Origin of the sequence: Holdemania massiliensis AP2, assembly GCF_000327285.1 — a bacterium.
In the GTDB taxonomy this organism is placed as follows: Bacteria; Bacillota_I; Bacilli_A; order Erysipelotrichales; family Erysipelotrichaceae; genus Holdemania; species Holdemania massiliensis.
The window spans coordinates 504,077-522,745 of the sequence record NZ_HE998567.1; the positions used below are offsets into that span (position 1 = coordinate 504,077).

Consider the following 18,669-nt stretch of genomic DNA (forward strand, 5'->3'; position numbering starts at 1 on the left):
CGGTATAGCCGGTGCAACGGGAGTGATCGGCCCAACCGGTCCGACAGGTCCTGCTGGAGCTACTGGGGCTACAGGTGCTACGGGACCTACAGGTCCCACAGGTCCAATAGGTCCAACCGGAGAAACTGGAGAAACGGGTCCGCGCGGCATTCAGGGGTTGGAAGGGCCAACGGGGCCTACAGGAGCCACAGGTTTAGAGGGTCCAACCGGCCCAACCGGTCCGACGGGTCCGACAGGCGGAGCAGGAGGCGGTTTGATAAGCTACGGCGGCCGCTACAACACGATGGCGCAAACGCTGGATTTAGCGGTCAACTCGCCGCGTATGCTGCCGTTGCCGGATCTGATGCCGGCAGAGAATGTTACGTTTAACTTACCGGATAGTCTGACCATTGAAGAGCCTGGTATTTACGAGATTAACTATATGTTTAACGCTTCCTCCTCCTTGGGAGCGGCGGTTACCCTGTCTGTCAGAAATAATGGAGTGATAATTCCAAGCACTGAGGAAACGCATATTCTGGCAATTGGCGTTGAGTCTATTTATTCGGGAAGTGTATTGGAAACTTTGTCAGCAGGGGATGTGTTAACAGTTGAAGTCGAATCATCCCTAGAACTGACTTTGACGCTGAGTAGCGGAGTCACTGCAACGCTGAGTGTTAAAAAACTAGATACGATACCGACAGTTTCATCCTGAAAAAGCAAGCTTTCTGCTCTAAGCCGGCAGCCAGATGAAACCCAGGACAAGGTAATCAATTTAATTTCAGGTGTATTTTAACGGCCGGTTTGTTCAGCTTGAACATCCGGCTGTTTTTGCGTGCTGAAGCGATTAATTGAAGTCTTCTGGGCCTGTATCTGTCAATGATCGCTTATCGCGGCATAATCTGGGATGATCGAAAGCGGGTGACTCGATGAAGAATCAGGATTATGCTTTATCCTTGGATTGGTCTGAATCGGAAGCTGAGAATGAAAAGACTTGCTGCAGATGTCCGGGCCCTACAGGCCCACGGGGGCCTCGAGGATGTCCCGGACCTGCCGGTCCGCGGGGACCACGCGGCTGCAAAGGGCCTCAGGGGATACAAGGTCAAACTGGAGCTACCGGTCCAGCAGGCCCAGCGGGCATTCCGGGTGCAATGGGTGTCACAGGTCCAACAGGTGCAACCGGAGAAATGGGGCCTCGCGGCATGCAGGGCTTAACCGGTGCAATGGGGCCGACCGGACAGCAAGGTCCAACAGGATCGCAAGGACCTCAAGGTATCCCAGGGCCAACGGGACCGACTGGCCCAACGGGTGCTGCGGGGGAACCAGGCCCCCAAGGATTACAGGGACTGCAGGGGAATTCCTGGTCCCACTGGAGCAATCGGCCCAATCGGTCCGACTGGCATTCAGGGAATTCCTGGTCCCACAGGTCCAACAGGTGCAACCGGAGAAATGGGGCCTCGCGGCATGCAGGGCTTAACCGGTGCAATAGGGCCGACCGGACAGCAAGGTCCAACAGGAGCACAGGGAATTGCCGGAGTGACTGGACCCACCGGCCCAAGAGGACCGGAAGGGATCGTACCTGAAGATATTTTTGCTTCTTTTATTAACTTTGCTGCAGTATTTCAAGATGCGCAATTAATTCCTATGGGAATTCAGACAGCGGATTCTACTGGAAATATCGTACTGAATAATTCGACAAGGATTGAACTGAAGCCGGGTTTTTACTGGATTGACTATGAGGTATCCTGTTTAGTCAAAGGCGCTAATTTTATTCAGGTTACGCCCTTTTACAACGGGGCTGCTCATCTTGAATACGGAATTTATTATATGACGTCTTCTGAATCCCGATCCAGTGCTTTTGGCGCGGTGTCGATGATTCTTGAAGTTCCTTCCGATACGATGTTTTCTCTTACGTTTAATTCAAGCGGTGAAGTCACAGAATGTACGCTGACTTTGACGATCCTGAAACTGCGCAGAACTTTAACCGGAGAGCAGCGATGATCACGATCAGTTTGTGCATGATTGTTAAAAATGAAGAGGATGTTTTGGATCGCTGCTTAAGCAGCGTTGAAAAAGCCGTTGAGGAAATCGTGATTGTGGATACAGGATCTGTTGACAGGACTCGGGTGATTGCTGCTCGACATCATGCCAGGCTTGTCGATTTTCCATGGACGGACGATTTTGCGGCAGCCCGGAATTTCTCATTTGATCAAGCAACTCAGGATTTTATTCTCTGGTTAGATGCCGATGATGTTGTGCCCCCGGATCAGCTGGAAAAACTGCTTGCTTTAAAGCATACGCTGAACGACCAGTGTGATATGGTGATTATGCAGTATCGCACGGGCTTTGACAGGGCGGGGCGTCCGACATTCTGCTTTCCGCGGGAACGACTGATTCGCCGGGCTGCGCATCTGCGCTGGCAGGGGGCTGTGCATGAAACAATTCCGTTTTCCTCACGACGAATAATCAGTGATATCGCAATTGAGCACCATAAGCTTCACTGTGCAGATCCGCAGCGAAATCTGCGGATTCTGGAGAAATTGAAAAGCAAGGGTTCCCTAGATTGTCGGCAGCGGTATTATTACGCCCGGGAATTGGCCGATCACCAATCCTATGAAGCTGCATTGAAGGAATATGAAATCTTTCTAAATGATCCGGCAGGATGGAAAGAAAACAAAATTGACGCCTGTCTGGGCATGGCGCGATGCTGGCAGGCGTTGAAGGACAGGGAAAAAGTATTTTCCAGTTTGATTCATGCTTTTCGTTATGCTCCTGCGCGAGGAGAAATCTGCTGTGAACTGGGGTATTATTTCTATGTCGAAAAGAATTGGGAGTGCGCAGTTTTCTGGTATCGTTTAGCTACAACATTACCAATTCCATTGAACCAGGGGGGATTTGTCAACCTGGATTGTTATGGGTATATCCCCTGGATCGGGCTGTGCTGCTGCTATGATCAGATGCAGCAGTGGGATCAGGCTTGGCAGGCCAACGAGAAGGCCGGAAGTTTAAAGCCGCAGGATCCTTCTTATCTGCATAATCGGGCTTATCTGAAAAGTAAACTGGATTTGAAAAACTGAATACGGAGTGTTTGACAAGGAACGAGAACTGACTAAGAAAGCAAAATATCAAAAAAAACGGAAAGGATGGATTGCCGAAGATGCTTCCTCTTTTCCAAGAATTTTCAGATCTCAGTATGAACAATGTCCCAGCGGCATTGTTTTCTTTGCTCAAACAGGAAGTTCTGGTATAATCAGAAAGAAGAAAGAGCTTAGAAACGTGAGGATTGCACGATGCAGATGAATCGATGCTTTGAAATTGTTTATTTGCTTTTGGAGCGGAAAAAACTGACAGCGCAGGAACTGGCAGACCGTTTTGAAGTTTCGGTGCGGACAATTTATCGCGATATTGATTTTCTGTCGCAAGCAGGCATTCCCATTTATGCCCGCCGGGGAAAAGACGGGGGAATCGAACTGTGGGATACCTTCGTCTTGAATAAGACCGTTTTTTCAAAAGCGGAGAAACAGGAACTGACAGCGTTATTGGAAGGCCTGCGTTCTACCGGCGTCCCGGAAGAAACCCAGGTGCTGCAGAAAGTATCGGCTTTGTTGGGTGAATCGCAGCAGTCTTGGATAGAAGCGGATTTTTCGCTGTGGTCCAAGACAGCGGATCAGCCGGATTTGTTCAGTCTTCTCCGTCATGCGATCTTAAACCATAAGAAAATTCAGTTTCATTATTACGGACTCAATCGGGAAGCGACACACCGTGTTGTTGAGCCGCTGCGCCTGGTGTTTAAAGCTCAGGCCTGGTATGTCTACGGCTGGTGCACATGGCGGAAGGAAGAACGGTTTTTTAAGATTGTGCGGATGCGTGTGGTCGAAGAGCTGGATGAGAGCTTTGAGCCGCGAAGTCTGCCGGAAACGATTATCACGCCGCTGGCGGAAAGGGATGAGCGTGTGACCCTTACTTTGAAAGTTCAGCCTCAGGGGATAGCCCGGCTTATGGACGATTTTCAGCAAATTGAACTGAACTCCGGACCCGAGATGACGACGGTGCAGTTTTCCTGTCCTGCGGGTGACTGGCTGTTAAGCTATTTGTTGTCGATGGCGGATTGTACGGAGGTTTTAGCACCGGAAAAACTGCGTGAAGAAATGCGCAGATGCATCAATGCGCTGGCGCGGCAGTACAACGAGGAAGTCTATGATCATAAAAAGCCTTAAACTTGACATCCCGTTGTCAGGTAAGAAATGATATATTTTAATCAGATCCCAAAATAATAGAGTTCTGAGGATTTTATCTAGGTTTGGGTGTCCTCATGTTTGGGACTCCTCTAAGAATGCAAGTGAGAGCAGGGGTGAAGTGAATGAAGAGTGTGCCTGAGATCAGCGCCAAGACGCTGTTAGCCCCGATGAAAAACGGCCAGTGGTGGTTCGGCGGCGATTACAATATGAATTTATACCGCGGCTGCTGTCACGGCTGTATCTATTGTGATTCCCGCAGCGAATGTTACGGTAATGACCAATTTGATACGGTTATGGTAAAAAAAGACGCGCTGATCCTGCTGGAAAAAGAACTGAGAGGCAAGCGCCGTACGGGTGTAGTGATGAATGGGGCGATGACCGATCCCTATAATCCTTTTGAGAAACAACTGGAGGTGACGCGCGGAGCTCTGGCATTATTGGACCGTTATGGCTTCGGCGTTGGGTTTGCGACCAAAGGCGTTTTAGCGGTCCGGGATCTTGATTTATTAACGCAAATTCATCAGCATTCACCGGTGCTGTGTAAGTTTACGATCACTGCTGCCGAGGATGAATTGGCAAAGCAAATCGAACCCCACGCCCCATCCAGTTCACAGCGCTTTGAAGCGATGGCCAAACTGTCCCAGGCCGGTTTGTTTACCGGGGTTCTGCTGATGCCGGTGCTGCCGTTCATCACGGATAATCGAAAAAATATTCATCAGATTTTGCTTCAGGCCAAGGCGGCCGGCGCGCAGTTTGTTTACTGCAGCTATGGAATGACGCTGCGTGATCGCCAGCGGGATTATTATTACCAATGCTTGGACGTGCAGTATCCGGGGCTAAAAGAAAAGTATATGCGCCGTTATGGCAGCCGTTACAGTTGCGCTTGCCGCAATCCATATGAGCTGAAAGCCATGATTGAAACCGAATGCCGTCAGTTGGGGATGCTGACCCAGATGAAAGCAATTATCGAAGCCTATCGTTTCAGCCGGGCTCCGCAGCAGATTTCCCTTTTTTAAAACAGGATACTTCAAGCATCATTCTTACAAAAAGAAAACATCGACGAAGCAGGATTAGTATTTTTGCTTCGTTTCTTTTATAATAGAATTAGAAGATCAACAAAGGAGGGGAGGAAGATGAAACGCAGCGCTGTTCTGCTAGCCGGATTGGGAATGGTCCTGACCTTCAGTCTGCTTCATCCGCAGCCATTGACGACTGAGAATCCGATCAACCTGACGCCACAGCAGAAGCAGTATATTGAAGATCATCAGCTTGTTTATTTAACCAGTGATTCAAATCGCACAGCGGATCATTTTGTGCTGGCCCGGCTGTATAAGGATGCGGAGAATCAATATGTGATCTTTCTGAATTATGTTCAGAATGATGCTGAGTCTGCAGTCAGCCGGCGCCTGTATCTTGCGGAAGGCCGCACAACCAAGGATCTGGACTATCCGCTTTCAATGATAAACGCTGAGCTGGTTGCGCAGCATCATTATTATCAAAGCGGAAATGGTGTTGGGGAATATCCTTTGACGGAAACTTCACAGGCTTATATGAATAACAGTCTTGTGGATGAAACCAGTCTTTGGCGAGATTGTCAGTGGGTGAGAATTCCGTTAAGCCAAAGGTTAGGCAAAACGACGGTATTTGGCAGCTATATTCTCAAAACCAATTATCCGCTCAGCGAGGCTTTCCATCTTAATTTATCTTTCATTATGGAAAAACCGCAGACGAAGCTGAAACTGGGAATTGTGACGCTGATGCCGCGAAATTGGGAAAATTATAACTATCGGCTTTGGCTGGATATTTGGAAGGAAAGGGAGTGATGCAAGGATGCAGACAGCCATTCAACTGTTTCAGAGTGCCTGGGGAATACAGCTGATCTTGCTAATCGTATGGATTGGCGTGATCGCAGTCTATCGGCAAAAGACTTTGCCGCAGAGGTTTAAAATGTTGTCTCAGCTGTTAGTCGCAGTCACCGTTGCGATGATTCTCATCCAGCTCATCGCGATTTGCGGCATTGGATGGACCATGGTTCAGTATGATTTGAGCCAATCCAATTTGTTTGTCGTGAATGCGGCGGCAGTCTTGATCTGGGGTTTAACGGAGCTGGCTTTTGTCATCGGATTTGTGCTCTGTTACCGCAAAGTTATAAAGCGTTTGATGGAGTCGCAATCCAATGTTCAGGTTGTTCGTGACTGCCATCGGGGAAATTGTTTTCTCATCAGCTGTTCTCTGCTGGAAATCAGCATGCCGCTGATCCTGGCGGTGATTCAAAACTGGATTCCAAGAAAGGAATATGAAACGCTGATGTACGCTTCAATCAATTTCAGTTTCGAATTCCCGTCGCTGACGCTACTGGGGTGGGGATTTTTACTGATCGCAGGTCTGGTGCTGGAAAACTATCTTGAACTTCAGTTAAAAAAGGAAACCCAGAAGGAAGCGGAAATGTCAAAGCATCAAAGTAAGGAACGGACTATATAAAAAAGCGCAAGAATGGTGCCGTAAATGACAGCGGGATTAGATAAAATGATGTCAGGAGGGATTAAGAAAATGAATAAAAACCTGACACAAATCCGCTTAGCTGTAGATAAAATTGAAGCTCATCTGTTTGATGAGAATTTAGATTTGGATGCGATCACGGCCGCTCTTGGCTATTCAAAATATCATTGGCATCGGATGTTTACAGCGATGACCGGAATTTCAGTTCATCGTTATATTCAGCGTAGGCGAATCAGCGAAGCGGCGCGCCGGTTGATTGGAACGACGGATCCAATCCTGACGATTGCTTTAGACTGTGGCTATCAGACACAACGATCGTTTGCCCGGCAGTTTAAAGCTTTTTATCATTGCAGTCCACGGACTTATCGGCAGCGAAAAGTGTTTTTGCCATTGCAGGAAATCGTAGAGCTGAACGAGCAACAGCCGGAAGCGCTGCGGAATTTTGAAATCAATCTTATAGAGCGGCCGACGCTGCAGCTGATCGGGTATCGGACTCAGATTCGCCGCGATTTCAGCAAAATCGGCCAATGCTGGCAGCGGCTGCACCGTAACAAGCTGCGGATTGCAAATCGTAAGGATCCCGACTTTCTCGTCGGTGTCAACGATTATTCAGATTTTCAGCTCCGCTCTCATCGGCCTTCCTTCACGTATTGGGCTGCCGCGGAAGTAAGCGCTGAAACCGCCATCGTGATAGGCATGGAAAAGTTAGTGCTGCCGGCCAGCCGTTATGTTGTCTTTGAATACCGCGGACGATGTGAAGCGAGCATGCAACCGGTCATGGAATTAATTTATGGAAGCTGGCTTGCTTCGTCTGATTGTCAGCTGAATGATCAGGCTCGATATGACTTTGTTCAATATGGGGAGCAGGTCGACAGCCAGGGGCTGAGTACAATTCGGGTGTGGGTGCCAATACTTTAAGAAAATGAAAAAATGGAAAAACAAAAAAAAGCCCGATTTTTGACAATCGAGCTTTTTGCTTGCTTATTTTGTTAAATCATGAAGGATGATGTTGTTCTCACGATCAGGTCCTACCGAAACCAGGGAGATCCGGGTGCCGGTGATTTCTTCGATCAGTGCAAGGTATTTCCGGCAGTTTTCCGGCAGTTCTTCAAACTTGCGGATGCCGGTGATATCTTCCTCCCAGCCTTCCATCATGCGGTAGACCGGTTTGGCTTTCGCATACTCTTCTAAGGAAGCTGGAATCGAAGTGGTTACCTTGCCGTTGAGCTCATAGCCAATGCAGACCGGCAGCGTTTTGAATTGCGAGAGAACATCAATCTTAGTGACGACCAAATCAGTCAGACCGTTGATTCGGGCAGCCTGTTTAACAACGCAGAGATCAAGCCAGCCGCAGCGGCGCGGACGGCCGGTTGTCGCACCGTACTCATTACCGGCTTTGCGCAGTTCTTCGCCTGTTTCATCCAGCAACTCTGTGATAAACGGACCTTCGCCGACACGGGTAGAGTAGGCTTTAACCACGCCGATGACATGGTCCAGTTTAAACGGACTGACACCTGCACCTTCGCAGACACCCGCCGCAGTCGGACTGGACGAAGTGACATACGGATAGGTTCCGTAGTTGATATCCAGCATGTTAGCCTGAGCGCCTTCAAACAGAACATTCTGATTCTGATCCAGAGCGTCATTGACCGTCGTTACAGCATCGATAATGCGCGGAAGCAGACGTTCGCGGATTTCCTTGAATTGTTCAGCAAGGGCTTCATAATCAAACGGCTGTTCACCATATAACTTGACAATCTGTTCGTTTTTGATCGAAAGGGTCGTTGCCAGCTTGGATTTGAAGTTATCGAAATCAACAAGATCGCAGGCACGCAGACCGATACGAGTGTATTTGTCGGCGTAGCAAGGACCGATTCCGCGTTTGGTTGTACCGATTTTATTGCCGGCCAGCCGCGTTTCCTGCAGTTCATCCAGTTTAACATGATACGGCATGATCAGATGCGCACGGCCGCTGATTTTAACATGTTCGGTATTTACGCCGCGGGACTCCAGTTCATCGATTTCTTTCAGCAGTACAAACGGATCAACGACGACTCCCGGGCCGATGATGCACAGTGCATCCTGATGCAGAACGCCCGAGGGCAGTAAATGCAGAACCGTTTTTTCGCCTTCGACGACAACGGTGTGTCCGGCATTGTTGCCGCCCTGGAAGCGGACGACCATGTCCATTTGTTCTCCCAAAACGTCAACGATTTTTCCTTTTCCTTCATCACCCCATTGGGATCCGACGACGACATATCCAGCCATAATTGTATTCCAACCTTTCTTTAATATGGATTTGGTTTTGAAGCGGCAGGGGGAACAGGACGAATTACGCCTGTTCGCTTAATTTGGCGATGCCGATATCCATTCGGCGCAGGGCTTCAGCCTGTCCCAGAATATGAGCGATTTCAATCGCGCCGCCCGGGGTAAACTGCTTGCCGCTGAGAGCTGTACGGACCGGCCACAGCATCTGACCATTCTTGATGCCCAATTCCTGAATCAGATTCATCAATGAATCATGAATGGCTTCCTCGCTCCACTGCGGAAGATTCTGCAGCAGTGTGCGGGCCTGCTTTAAGGAAGACAGGGCAATTTCTGAATTGGTTTTCATCTTCTTGTGCGTATACATAGCGATGTCATATTCCGGCAGAACATCAAAGAAATCCACCATTTCATCAATTTCATTGAGCGTTGATACGCGCGGCTGCAGGATCTTGCTGATCTCAAGCAGATCGAAATCGCCTTTGACCGCATTATGCAGATGCGGCAGCGCCAGCTGATGGAACTGTTCCAATGCCATACTGCGGATATACATGCCGTTCATCCATGTCAGTTTTTCGATATCGAAGATCGCCGGCGACTTGCTGATGCGCTCCACAGAGAAGGCTTTTTTTCAGTTCGTCCAGCGAGTAGATTTCCTGCTCGGTTTCCGGTGACCAGCCTAACAAGGCAATGTAGTTGAGAATTGCCGCTGGAAGATAACCCTTAGCGACCAGATCCTGGAATGAAGCATCACCGTTACGCTTGCTTAACTTATGATGCTCATCTTTCATGACCGGCGGCAGATGGATGTACTTTGGAATGTTCCAGCCAAACGTCTGATAAACAAGATTGTATTTCGGCGTTGAGGAAAGATATTCGTTGCCGCGGACAACATGGGTGATGTTCATCATATGATCATCGATAATGTTGGCAAAATTGTAGGTCGGGAATCCATCCGATTTCAGCAGAATGCTTTCATCCAGGATGCTGTTTTCAACTTCAATATGGCCGTAAACTTCATCCTCAAACGATGTGGTTCCGGTCAGCGGGATGTTCTGCCGCACGACGTACTTCTCACCGTTGGCAATCCGCTGCCGGGCTTCTTCCAGCGTCATGTTGTGGCAGGGATCGTTGTACTTGAAGGATACGCCTTTCGCTTCTGCTTCTTCCTTCTGATGGTGGATGTCATCTTCACTGCAGAAGCAGTAATGCGCACCGCCCAGTTCGATCAGCTTTTCCGCATATTCTTTATAAATGCCGGAAGCCATGCGTTCCGACTGAACATAGGAGCCATAATCACCGCCGATGTCCGGTCCTTCATCATGCTCCAGGCCACATTCCTTTAATGTGGAGTAGATCAGATCTACAGCGCCTTCAACCAAACGTTCCTGGTCCGTATCTTCAATCCGCAGGATGAAGGTTCCGTCATCCTTTTTTGCGACCAGGTATTCGTAAAGGGCTGTGCGAAGATTTCCGATGTGCATGTAGCCTGTAGGGCTGGGTGCAAATCTAGTTCTAACTTTTTCCATTTTCACGCTTCCTTTTCTAAAACCTTTCTTATTGTACCTTAACTTAACCTTAAGTGCAATTTGATCTTTCCAGAAAACGGCGCTTTTTCACCTGGTTTTTTAGAGAAAGTTCAGCGCCTGGAAAAAGTAGCCTGAATTCAGCTTAATCTGAGCTGTATTCAGATTAAGCAAAGGCAAATTAACATCCTTTTTTAATGACCCCTAATGAAGAAGAAGGGAAGCTTCAAAGAGCCTTTATCTGTTTCTGGTGCGCAGTTTGTTTCATTCATGACGGCAGACAAAACTCTGAACCAGGAAGTTCGGTTTTTACGGCCCGGCGCAGCAGAATTTTTAAAATTTCTGATTGACATTTTAATAAAAAAGCGTAAAATATAAGAGCAAGCCAAATTGGGATGTAGCCAAGCGGTAAGGCTGTGGACTCTGAATCCACCATGCAAAGGTTCGAATCCTTTCATCCCAGCCATAAAATAAAACCCTCATCTGCGGATGAGTTTTTTTATGCTTTTATAATCAATATTGGCAGCTGGGATGAAAGCCATCCGGATTTAAGCGGGGATAAAATCAAGCAAATACACGACATCGCTTGGCGTAAAAGAACATAGTGAAATAATCAAGCTGTTTTTAACATACTTCGCATTTTGAAAAGCTGCGTGCAGTCATTCAAAGGAAATACTGATGAATCAGGAAGTGTTCTATATCATACTTTTTCCGGAAGTGATTCAATGCTCGACAGTGAGAATTGTGCCGGTTGGAGTCGTTAATGGAAAAACACTTTCAAAAGCAAAAGCAGAACGATTAGCCAAAACAGAGCGATTGGAACTGCATAACGCCGCTGCTTCGGAGGCAGTGCCTGCGCTTGTGCCTGACATTCCTGCCAAACTTCTGCGGGAATTAATTTGATCGCGGCTGTGATCATCAGCGGAAGCAGAAGCAGATCATCCAAAGCACCCAGAATCGGGATGAAATCAGGAATCAGATCAATCGGGGACAGGGCGTAGCCGACTGTCAGGAAGCATAAAAAACGAGCCAGATTCGGCGTCCGCGGATCTTTGAAAGCGCTGTATAATGCGGGCAGGGCTGCCTTGCAGGTTTTGATTTTTGCCCTGAATTGGTTTTTGATATCATTTTTTGGCATCGGGAAGTCCTTATTTGCTTTCTGCATACGAATATGGGTCATCAAGCATTCCTTTGTTTTTTCATTATAAGGAAAAGCGGGGCTGTGGGTCAATCCTTTCATCCGCAAAGACAAAAAAACCATCCGGCTGGATGGTTTCACTTTTCTATGGCTGGGATGAAAGGATTCGAACCTTTGCATGGTGGATTCAGAGTCCACAGCCTTACCGCTTGGCTACATCCCAATGACTTGGTGCTTTTATATTCTACCCTTTTTTCATAGAATGTCAACCCTGTAATTTTTTCTTTTGTCGGTAAAAGTTGGAATTGACGTTGACAAAAAATTCGCTTCCTGATTACAATGAAAGATGAAGTGAGGGGATTTTATGAATTCAGAACAACGGCTGACGATGATTCAAAGGCTCAGTGACGCCTATGGTGTATCTGGTTTTGAGGATCAGGCCATTGCGGAAGCCCGGCGATGGATTGACTCAGAGCGCTATGTTATCGCTGAGGATCACATGCGAAATTTAATCATCAAGCCGAAAGCTTTCGGCGGGGAAGTGAAAGTATTGCTGGACGCTCACAGCGATGAGCTGGGATTTATGGTTCAGGCGATTAAACCAAACGGTACGCTGACATTTCTGCCGTTAGGCGGCTGGGCTGCAAACAACGTTTCTGCACATAAAGTAAAAGTCAGAAACCGTCAGGGTGAGTATATCAGCGGCATTGTCGCCGCCAAACCTGTACATTTTATGACGGAAAGGGAACGTCATGCGGCTTCGGACATCAGCACGATGGTGATTGATGTCGGCTCGCGTTCCTTCGAAGAGACCCGCGATATTTTTCAAATTGATATCGGCGCTCCGGTGGTGCCGGATGTGGCCTGCGAAATTCAGCATGAGCGGGGACTTGTGGTCGGCAAAGCGCTGGATTGTCGGATCGGCGTTGCGGCGATGTTAGAAACGCTGGACCAGATTGATCCGGCCGGACACCGCAATGCGGTCTGCGCCTGTCTGTCCAGTCAGGAGGAAGTCGGCGACCGCGGAATACAAACGGCACTCCATCAGCTGGAAGCTGATGTTGCGATTGTTTTTGAGGGCTGTCCGGCTGACGATACCTTTACCGAGGATTGGCTGTGTCAGACTGCGATGGGAAAAGGACCGATGCTGCGGCATATGGATCGGTCGATCATTGCCAATCCGCGGTGGATGCGGCAGGTGCTGGACCTGGCACATCAACGTCAGATTCCAGTTCAGGAATCGGTGCGCAGCGGCGGCGGAAATAACGGTGCAATGATTCAGCTGAGCCAGCGTGGAATTCCAACGGTTGTCCTGGGCATTCCAGTTCGTTATATTCATTCCCATCACGGCATCGCTTCGCTGGCGGATGTAGAAGCGGCAGTGGCCTTGGCCAAAGCGGTGATCGATACCGTTACGGCTGCCGATGTGGCTGGGCTGTAATGGAATCCCCATGGAGAACGCTGGGACCGATTGACGCGGTCTTTAAGCGAAACCGCTGGCGGATGATCTTGGGCATTATCCTATTGGCAGGGTCGTTGTCCTCGCCATGGTTGCTTAACCGCATGTTCAAGCCGGCAGCGCCGATGCCTTTAACTGAGGTAAGGCTGCTCAACGAACGGGCAAAATATGAAATTCAGCTGTGTACTGAAGAATTTGCCAGCGGCAGCGACGGCTACAAAACCAATCATTATTATTTAGCTTCCGACGGACTGTCATGGCGAATTGTCATGCTGAGTGAGGAAACAGCGAAGCGTTGTCAGCCGATCATTGATTACAGCTATGGCGAAACACAGATCGCACCGCTGCCGATTGTGGTTGAAGGTCTGAGCGCGGCCATTCCTGAACAGCTGCAGGAATATGCGCTGGAAGTCGTGCAGCTGCTGATCGATGAAAATGTTGACATGACCTCGCTGCCGCAGGAAATCGGCGCGATGATGCTGGTGGAAGGGGCACGACATGCCTTTCCGCTGGCCAATGTCATGGTTCTGGTCGGGATTGGCATTGCCGGTCTGATTTTGATCCTCAGTGCCCGCGCAAACATAAAAAACGCCCGCATGCAGTTAATCGATGCCGAGGAAGGCGGGCTGTACGGACAGCTGGCTGAGGATTTTACGCAGGCGGCTTACTATCCTTCTTTTAAGCTGATTGTTCATCACGGTATCCTGCTGGAAACGGGAAAAACGCTGCGGATCGTGCCGTTGTCGTCGATTCTGCGGCTGCGCTGCCGCCGGCGCTTTGAGAGCTTCCAGATGCCGATGATGCTGCTGCAGGTTCAGCGAACGGAGGAACCCCAGACCTGGACGACGCTGCTCTCCGCCAGAAACAACAGCCGCAGCGTGGATGAAATGAACCGTCTGATCGATCAGCTTCTCAACGAAGTGCCTACAGCCGTGTGGATTGATGAAGAAACTGACGCTTAAATCCGATCTTTTCCCTTCAGTTCTGCAATGGACCGGGAGAAGATCTTTTATTATGCCTAAGGGAAGCCTTGTCTCTAAGCCGGCGGGATGGTCAAGCTGAAAGATTTCTGCTAGAATAGCAAAGGTGATAAAATATGAAAGTTGTGCTTACCACGCTCAACGCCAAATATATTCATAAAAATCTGGCGCTGCGCTGGCTGTATGTCAGCCGAATTCCCGAAGCGGACGTTGAACTGATGGAATTTGTGATTAAAGATGATCTGGAACAGATCAGTGATCAAATTGCGCTGCGGAAGCCGGAGGTGATCGGGATATCGGTGTATATCTGGAATGCCCGTCAGACCCGCGCGTGGATCGCCATCCTGAAGCGCAAGCTGCCGCAGGTTCGGATTTTGATCGGCGGGCCGGAAGTTTCCTATGAGTGCGCCGCCTGGCTGGATACGGGAATTGAAGCTGTGCTGCGGGGAGAAGGGGAAAAGACATTCTGGCAGGCTGTACGCGGGGATCAGGATATCGACGGCTATGTCAGCCATGATTACATCAGTCCGATGGCGTATGCCCGGGTTGACCTGAACTGGCTGGAAACGCTGGAGAGTCCGTATTGGCTGGCAATGGACGCCGATTCCATGGCGCATCGCTATCTGTATCTGGAAACATCCCGCGGCTGTCCGTATCATTGTGCTTATTGTCTGTCCTCAGCCGACAATCAAGTGCGGATGTTTTCCGAAGATTACGTATTGCGGCAGTTGGCGCCGTTAGCCAAGCATGCCGTCAAACAGGTTAAATTTCTCGATCGAACCTACAACGTCATGCCCCAGCGGGCACTGCGGATTGCGCGCTTTATCGAAACCCTGCCGCCGACAATTAATTTTCAGTTTGAAGTCGTCGCCGATACGATCAGTGAAGCGATGCTGGATTTCTTTGAGCGGGAAGCTCTGCCGTCCCGATATCGCTTTGAAATCGGCGTTCAGTCACTGAATGTCAAAACCCTGGAAGCCGTTTGTCGCAGACAGAATAACCCGCGGCTGATCGAAGTTACCCGCCGATTATTGAACCACGGCTACCTCTGTCATCTGGATCTGATCGCCGGGCTGCCCTATGAAGATTTGGCCAGCTTTGAGCGTTCTTACAACGGATTGTTTGCGATTGCCCCCAGTGAACTGCAGGTGGGCATTCTGAAACTGCTGAAAGGGACGTCGATGATGAATCTTGCGGAAGGATGGCAGATGAAATTTGAATTCCAGCCGCCTTATTCGGTGTGTGAAACCGCCTGGCTGAGTCCGGCTGATCTTGAGGTTGTAAAATGCGTGGATCTGGCAACTGAAAAGCTGCTCAACAGCGGACGCTGCCGAAAGTGTTTGCAGGAGGTGTTTCAAGATCATCCGGATTTAAGTCCTTTTGCGTTGATGGCGCGGGCCGGCGCTTTTCTGCAGCGGCTGCCGCATCCCTATCAGCTGAAAGATCTGTATGAACAGCTGATTGCGGCCTTGCTTGGGGATTTAGAGGCGCAGGAAGCCCAGGCTCGGGTGAATACCGATTATCTGATGCAGTCCGCACAGCGTCAAAAACCGCTGGCGATCACGCATGTGAATGCTCAGCAGCGGAAAGAAATCCGCAGAATTTTAGTTCAGCAGATGGATTTTGATGAACAGCAGGTTTATAATTATACCCAAATTGACTTTGGCTGGCATGCCGGTCAAAGACAGATCCAGATTGTTCTGGCCGACGGGGAGCTGCGGCGGATCTGGATGAATGAGGAGGTTTTAGAGAAATGAACAGAATTATTATCGCGTCGGGGAATCAGCATAAAATCGAGGAATTTCGGACTTTATTTACCCCGCTTGGGATTCAGGTGATCTCCATGCAGGAATGCGGCCAGTTTGAGGAGCCGCAGGAAACGGGGACGACCTTTGCGGCGAATGCCGTGATCAAGGCGGAAGCGTTATGCGCTCAGTTGGGCTGTGCGGTCATTTCCGATGATTCGGGATTGGAAATCGATGCGCTGAACAAAGAACCGGGTGTGTATTCCGCGCGGTATTTAGGCCATGATACTAGCTATGAGATTAAAAATCAAAATCTCATTGAGCGCGTTGCCGATCAGGCCGACCGGACCTGCCGCTTTGTCTGCGCGATTGCCTTAGCCCGTCCAGACAAGCCGACAGAGGTGTTTGAAGGGACCGTTGAGGGCACTGTTGCGTTTGCGCCTAGTGGGGATAAGGGGTTTGGCTACGATCCGATCTTTTTCTATCCGCCGCTGGGCAAAACGTTGGCTGAGGCCAGTGAAGAGGAAAAAAACGAAGTCAGCCACCGCGGCAAGGCGATGCGGCTGTTAATGGAGTATTTACATCATGAAGAAAACTAATTCCAGGCTGATCCAGATCGGGCAGGTTGTCTGGTCGGTTGCCCTGATCGCGTTGCTGATTCTGACTTCTGTTGATCTCAACTGTTTCAGCCGGCCGTTTTATGCGCAGCAGTACCGTGAGCTGAATACCGCCGAAACGATCGGCATGAGCCAGGAAGATCTGGATCTGACAACCAACGTGCTGCTGGATTATATCCAGGGCAAGCGTGATCATCTCGAAGTGCAGGCCGTGGTTGGCGGCGAAGTACAGGAAGTCTTCAATCAGCGGGAAAAGGATCACATGGTCGATGTCCAGGCGCTGTATCTCAATGCGATGACGGTGCGCAATCTGGCCTTGGTTATCGTCATTGCGGGCGTGGTTGTGCTGGCGGTCAAAAAAATAAAGCGCTGCGCAAGCCGACTGCGAAGATGTTTTTGAAAACTTCCGCGGTGCTGATGGGGCTGGCCGGCGCGCTGGCGTTCTATGCCTTTTTGGATTTTAATGAATTTTGGACGATGTTCCATCATATTTTTTTCCGCAATAATTTATGGCTGCTGGATCCCAATACGGATATTTTAATTATGATGGTTCCGGAAACCTTCTTCTTTCATCTGGTATTTCGGATTCTGGGCGGTTTTGCCTTAGGCTATCTGCTTTGTTTGGGATTAGCTTGGTATCAAAGCAAAGGAGGGGTTAAAGCATGATTCATGTTGTTTTATACGAACCGGAAATTCCGCAGAATACCGGCAATATCATGCGGACCTGCGTTGCAGCGGGCTGTCGGCTGCATTTGATTGAACCGCTGGGATTTTCACTGGACGAACAGAAAATCCGCCGGTCCGGCATGGATTATCGGGATAAGCTGGAGATGAGCGTATATCCAAACTGGGATGCTTTCTGCGAAGCGAATCCGCAAGGGGAGTTTTACTTTTTAACCCGGTATGGAAAACAGCCGCCGGCCGATTTTGACTATACTCAGGCGCAGACAGATATTTATCTGGTGTTTGGCAGGGAGAGCACGGGAATTCCCAAAGCGATTCTGCGTCCTCATCTCGACCGCTGTGCGCGGCTGCCGATGGTTGCCGATGCGCGCAGTCTGAACTTAAGCAACTGCGTCGCGATCTGCGTTTATGAGGTGCTGCGGCAGCTGGATTATCCCGGCTTAAGCAAGACTGAACAAATTAAGGGAGAGGATTGGCTGTTGGTATGATCACGCTGTTCAACCGTCTGCTGCAAACCGAAAAACGGCGGATCTGTGTCCTGTTCTGTATCGGCTGCGGGTGTGCCGCGGTGTTCAGCTTTGCCAATGCGCGCTTGGGATATTTATTAGTGCAGCTGCGCAGCGTTGAAGACATCATGGCGCTGACCACGCACGTCTGGGTCGAGCAGACCTGGCTGGGACGAATGATCTTAAATCTTTTGGCAACGCCGCTGAACGCTTCCGACTGGCTGAGCAGCGCCTTGCGGGCGCTGGCGGGGCCGCAGATTGGCTTTCTCATCGTTACGCTGATGTTTTCAGCGCAGCGCGGTAAGGATAAAAATATTCGGCGGAAACGCCGGGGTCTGCTGCTGTTGGTTTTCTGCGAGCTTTTGACGCTGGGCTTAGGCGGAATCTTTGTGGCGCAGAGCTATGCTTCGCTGACGACGCTGAAAGCGATTCAGAAATTTGCCTATGCCGGAATTGCGGTCGGCACATTGTCGACGCTGCAGCTGATGCTGGCGTTGATTCAGATTCCGCTGGCCTTGTACAATGATTTTCTAGCGCCGGAAAACAAGATGAAGCAGCTGGACTGAAAAGGTATAAAATGGATGAAAGAAACCGGTATTCTCTGACTGCCAAAAAAGAGAACCGGTTTCGGACATGTCAGAAAAACGAAAAAAGCAGGGATTTTGCCCTGCTTTTTCGGTACCGGAAGTGGTTGTCCGGCAACCCTGATTGAGTTAAGGAGGAAAACTTAGAACTCTTTCAGGTTAGAGAATTTCGTGTTCGGATCGCCATCGTTCTTAGAACGGATGTGCTGCTTTCCGTCACGGCCTGTAAACAGCATAGCGCCTTCGATCTTGCCCTGTTCGATAGCTTCGATAGCCATCTCATAGTCATAGACCTTGCCTGTGTTGGATTTGAATTCACACAGGTTTCCTTCGTTGTTCTTACGAACAGCGACGAAACGTTCTTTGCCGGATTCAGTTTTCTCGTTTTTTCTTGCCATATTTATCGCCTCCTGACATTATTCTGAACCCGGTCGTCATAAATATACTTGAGG

The 18,669-nt window shown here is 49.4% G+C and carries 19 protein-coding genes, 2 tRNA genes and 1 pseudogene; 17 read left to right on the top strand and 5 right to left on the bottom strand.

Translation table 11 applies throughout. The features are described from left to right. Window positions 1-157 precede the first annotated feature (157 nt). From BN162_RS18255 to BN162_RS02430, 8 genes are all read left to right on the top strand, one after another. Window positions 158-691, top strand: coding sequence for a BclA C-terminal domain-containing protein (locus tag BN162_RS18255; RefSeq protein ID WP_280109966.1), 534 nt, complete (start codon window positions 158-160; stop codon window positions 689-691). Between the two features lie 503 nt (window positions 692-1,194). After that, entirely contained in the window at window positions 1,195-1,977 is a 783-nt protein-coding gene (locus BN162_RS19120; RefSeq protein WP_222704900.1) for a collagen-like protein, read from the top strand. Then, window positions 1,974-3,053, top strand: coding sequence for a tetratricopeptide repeat-containing glycosyltransferase family 2 protein (locus BN162_RS02405; RefSeq protein WP_020223466.1), 1,080 nt, complete (start codon window positions 1,974-1,976; stop codon window positions 3,051-3,053). Before BN162_RS19120 ends, BN162_RS02405 begins: the two co-directional genes overlap by 4 nt. A 213-nt stretch (window positions 3,054-3,266) precedes the next feature. Next, window positions 3,267-4,193: a helix-turn-helix transcriptional regulator gene (locus BN162_RS02410; protein WP_020223467.1), complete on the top strand. Its 927-nt coding sequence runs from the start codon at window positions 3,267-3,269 to the stop codon at window positions 4,191-4,193. A 143-nt stretch (window positions 4,194-4,336) separates the two neighbouring features. After that, window positions 4,337-5,230 carry an SPL family radical SAM protein gene (locus BN162_RS02415; RefSeq protein ID WP_020223468.1) on the top strand — a complete coding sequence of 298 codons (894 nt, stop codon included), beginning with the start codon at window positions 4,337-4,339 and terminating at the stop codon, window positions 5,228-5,230. 117 nt (window positions 5,231-5,347) lie between these two features. Then, the gene (locus BN162_RS02420) at window positions 5,348-6,037 is read left to right on the top strand and encodes a hypothetical protein (RefSeq protein WP_020223469.1); all 690 of its coding nucleotides are present in this window, start codon (window positions 5,348-5,350) and stop codon (window positions 6,035-6,037) included. Window positions 6,038-6,044: 7 nt separating this feature from the next. Continuing rightward, window positions 6,045-6,695: a hypothetical protein gene (locus tag BN162_RS02425; RefSeq protein WP_020223470.1), complete on the top strand. Its 651-nt coding sequence runs from the start codon at window positions 6,045-6,047 to the stop codon at window positions 6,693-6,695. A 69-nt stretch (window positions 6,696-6,764) separates the two neighbouring features. Then, window positions 6,765-7,631 (top strand): AraC family transcriptional regulator, encoded by an 867-nt coding sequence (locus BN162_RS02430; protein WP_020223471.1) that lies wholly within the window; start codon window positions 6,765-6,767, stop codon window positions 7,629-7,631. Window positions 7,632-7,694: 63 nt separating this feature from the next. On the opposite strand, the gene BN162_RS02435 is transcribed toward BN162_RS02430, so the two are convergent. Both BN162_RS02435 and gltX read right to left on the bottom strand, forming a co-directional pair. Further along, window positions 7,695-8,981, bottom strand: coding sequence for an adenylosuccinate synthase (locus BN162_RS02435; RefSeq protein ID WP_020223472.1), 1,287 nt, complete (start codon window positions 8,979-8,981; stop codon window positions 7,695-7,697). A gap of 64 nt (window positions 8,982-9,045) precedes the next feature. Further along, window positions 9,046-10,507, bottom strand: a pseudogene (gene gltX, locus BN162_RS02440) (glutamate--tRNA ligase). A gap of 388 nt (window positions 10,508-10,895) precedes the next feature. On the opposite strand from gltX, the gene BN162_RS02445 reads away from it, so the two are divergent. Beyond that, window positions 10,896-10,970 (top strand) — tRNA-Gln (locus BN162_RS02445). Window positions 10,971-11,264: 294 nt separating this feature from the next. Here the strand turns inward: BN162_RS02445 and BN162_RS02450 are convergent. Beyond that, window positions 11,265-11,642, bottom strand: coding sequence for a YkvA family protein (locus tag BN162_RS02450; protein WP_040451363.1), 378 nt, complete (start codon window positions 11,640-11,642; stop codon window positions 11,265-11,267). Window positions 11,643-11,790: 148 nt separating this feature from the next. Then, window positions 11,791-11,865: transfer RNA gene (locus tag BN162_RS02455), tRNA-Gln, on the bottom strand. Between the two features lie 141 nt (window positions 11,866-12,006). Here BN162_RS02455 and BN162_RS02460 point away from each other — a divergent pair. The 8 genes from BN162_RS02460 to BN162_RS02490 all read left to right on the top strand — a co-directional run bounded on the left by BN162_RS02460 (window position 12,007) and on the right by BN162_RS02490 (window position 18,199). Then, a complete protein-coding gene (locus BN162_RS02460) occupies window positions 12,007-13,083 on the top strand; it encodes a M42 family metallopeptidase (RefSeq protein WP_020223474.1) in 1,077 nt (358 codons plus the stop codon). Further along, window positions 13,083-14,063, top strand: coding sequence for a hypothetical protein (locus BN162_RS02465; protein WP_020223475.1), 981 nt, complete (start codon window positions 13,083-13,085; stop codon window positions 14,061-14,063). Before BN162_RS02460 ends, BN162_RS02465 begins: the two co-directional genes overlap by 1 nt. Window positions 14,064-14,197: 134 nt before the next feature. Beyond that, window positions 14,198-15,838, top strand: coding sequence for a B12-binding domain-containing radical SAM protein (locus tag BN162_RS02470; protein WP_020223476.1), 1,641 nt, complete (start codon window positions 14,198-14,200; stop codon window positions 15,836-15,838). Beyond that, the gene (locus BN162_RS02475; protein ID WP_020223477.1) at window positions 15,835-16,425 is read left to right on the top strand and encodes an XTP/dITP diphosphatase; all 591 of its coding nucleotides are present in this window, start codon (window positions 15,835-15,837) and stop codon (window positions 16,423-16,425) included. Before BN162_RS02470 ends, BN162_RS02475 begins: the two co-directional genes overlap by 4 nt. Then, window positions 16,412-16,843, top strand: coding sequence for a lipoprotein intramolecular transacylase Lit (locus tag BN162_RS19175; RefSeq protein WP_051032501.1), 432 nt, complete (start codon window positions 16,412-16,414; stop codon window positions 16,841-16,843). The genes BN162_RS02475 and BN162_RS19175 overlap by 14 nt, the downstream gene beginning before the upstream one ends. Continuing rightward, the gene (locus BN162_RS19180; RefSeq protein ID WP_051032502.1) at window positions 16,834-17,109 is read left to right on the top strand and encodes a lipoprotein intramolecular transacylase Lit; all 276 of its coding nucleotides are present in this window, start codon (window positions 16,834-16,836) and stop codon (window positions 17,107-17,109) included. Before BN162_RS19175 ends, BN162_RS19180 begins: the two co-directional genes overlap by 10 nt. Further along, a complete protein-coding gene (locus tag BN162_RS02485; RefSeq protein WP_020223478.1) occupies window positions 17,106-17,615 on the top strand; it encodes a tRNA (cytidine(34)-2'-O)-methyltransferase in 510 nt (169 codons plus the stop codon). Before BN162_RS19180 ends, BN162_RS02485 begins: the two co-directional genes overlap by 4 nt. Further along, window positions 17,600-18,199, top strand: coding sequence for a hypothetical protein (locus tag BN162_RS02490; RefSeq protein ID WP_147612130.1), 600 nt, complete (start codon window positions 17,600-17,602; stop codon window positions 18,197-18,199). Before BN162_RS02485 ends, BN162_RS02490 begins: the two co-directional genes overlap by 16 nt. 161 nt (window positions 18,200-18,360) lie before the next feature. Here BN162_RS02490 and BN162_RS02495 read toward each other — a convergent pair whose 3' ends face one another. Beyond that, complete coding sequence (locus tag BN162_RS02495; RefSeq protein WP_020223481.1) at window positions 18,361-18,615, bottom strand: DUF3892 domain-containing protein; 255 nt, start codon at window positions 18,613-18,615, stop codon at window positions 18,361-18,363. Window positions 18,616-18,669: the final 54 nt, after the last annotated feature.

Coding starts and splice junctions, on each gene's coding strand:
- BN162_RS02485 (WP_020223478.1), top strand. CDS start 17,106: ATGATTCATGTTGTTTTATACGAACCGGAAATTCCGCAGAATACCGGC.
- BN162_RS02410 (WP_020223467.1), top strand. CDS start 3,267: ATGCAGATGAATCGATGCTTTGAAATTGTTTATTTGCTTTTGGAGCGG.
- BN162_RS19180 (WP_051032502.1), top strand. CDS start 16,834: ATGTTTTTGAAAACTTCCGCGGTGCTGATGGGGCTGGCCGGCGCGCTG.
- BN162_RS02430 (WP_020223471.1), top strand. CDS start 6,765: ATGAATAAAAACCTGACACAAATCCGCTTAGCTGTAGATAAAATTGAA.
- BN162_RS02460 (WP_020223474.1), top strand. CDS start 12,007: ATGAATTCAGAACAACGGCTGACGATGATTCAAAGGCTCAGTGACGCC.
- BN162_RS02415 (WP_020223468.1), top strand. CDS start 4,337: ATGAAGAGTGTGCCTGAGATCAGCGCCAAGACGCTGTTAGCCCCGATG.
- BN162_RS02425 (WP_020223470.1), top strand. CDS start 6,045: ATGCAGACAGCCATTCAACTGTTTCAGAGTGCCTGGGGAATACAGCTG.
- BN162_RS02450 (WP_040451363.1), bottom strand. CDS start 11,642: ATGCCAAAAAATGATATCAAAAACCAATTCAGGGCAAAAATCAAAACC.
- BN162_RS02470 (WP_020223476.1), top strand. CDS start 14,198: ATGAAAGTTGTGCTTACCACGCTCAACGCCAAATATATTCATAAAAAT.
- BN162_RS19175 (WP_051032501.1), top strand. CDS start 16,412: ATGAAGAAAACTAATTCCAGGCTGATCCAGATCGGGCAGGTTGTCTGG.
- BN162_RS02475 (WP_020223477.1), top strand. CDS start 15,835: ATGAACAGAATTATTATCGCGTCGGGGAATCAGCATAAAATCGAGGAA.
- BN162_RS02465 (WP_020223475.1), top strand. CDS start 13,083: ATGGAATCCCCATGGAGAACGCTGGGACCGATTGACGCGGTCTTTAAG.
- BN162_RS02405 (WP_020223466.1), top strand. CDS start 1,974: ATGATCACGATCAGTTTGTGCATGATTGTTAAAAATGAAGAGGATGTT.
- BN162_RS02435 (WP_020223472.1), bottom strand. CDS start 8,981: ATGGCTGGATATGTCGTCGTCGGATCCCAATGGGGTGATGAAGGAAAA.
- BN162_RS02420 (WP_020223469.1), top strand. CDS start 5,348: ATGAAACGCAGCGCTGTTCTGCTAGCCGGATTGGGAATGGTCCTGACC.
- BN162_RS02495 (WP_020223481.1), bottom strand. CDS start 18,615: ATGGCAAGAAAAAACGAGAAAACTGAATCCGGCAAAGAACGTTTCGTC.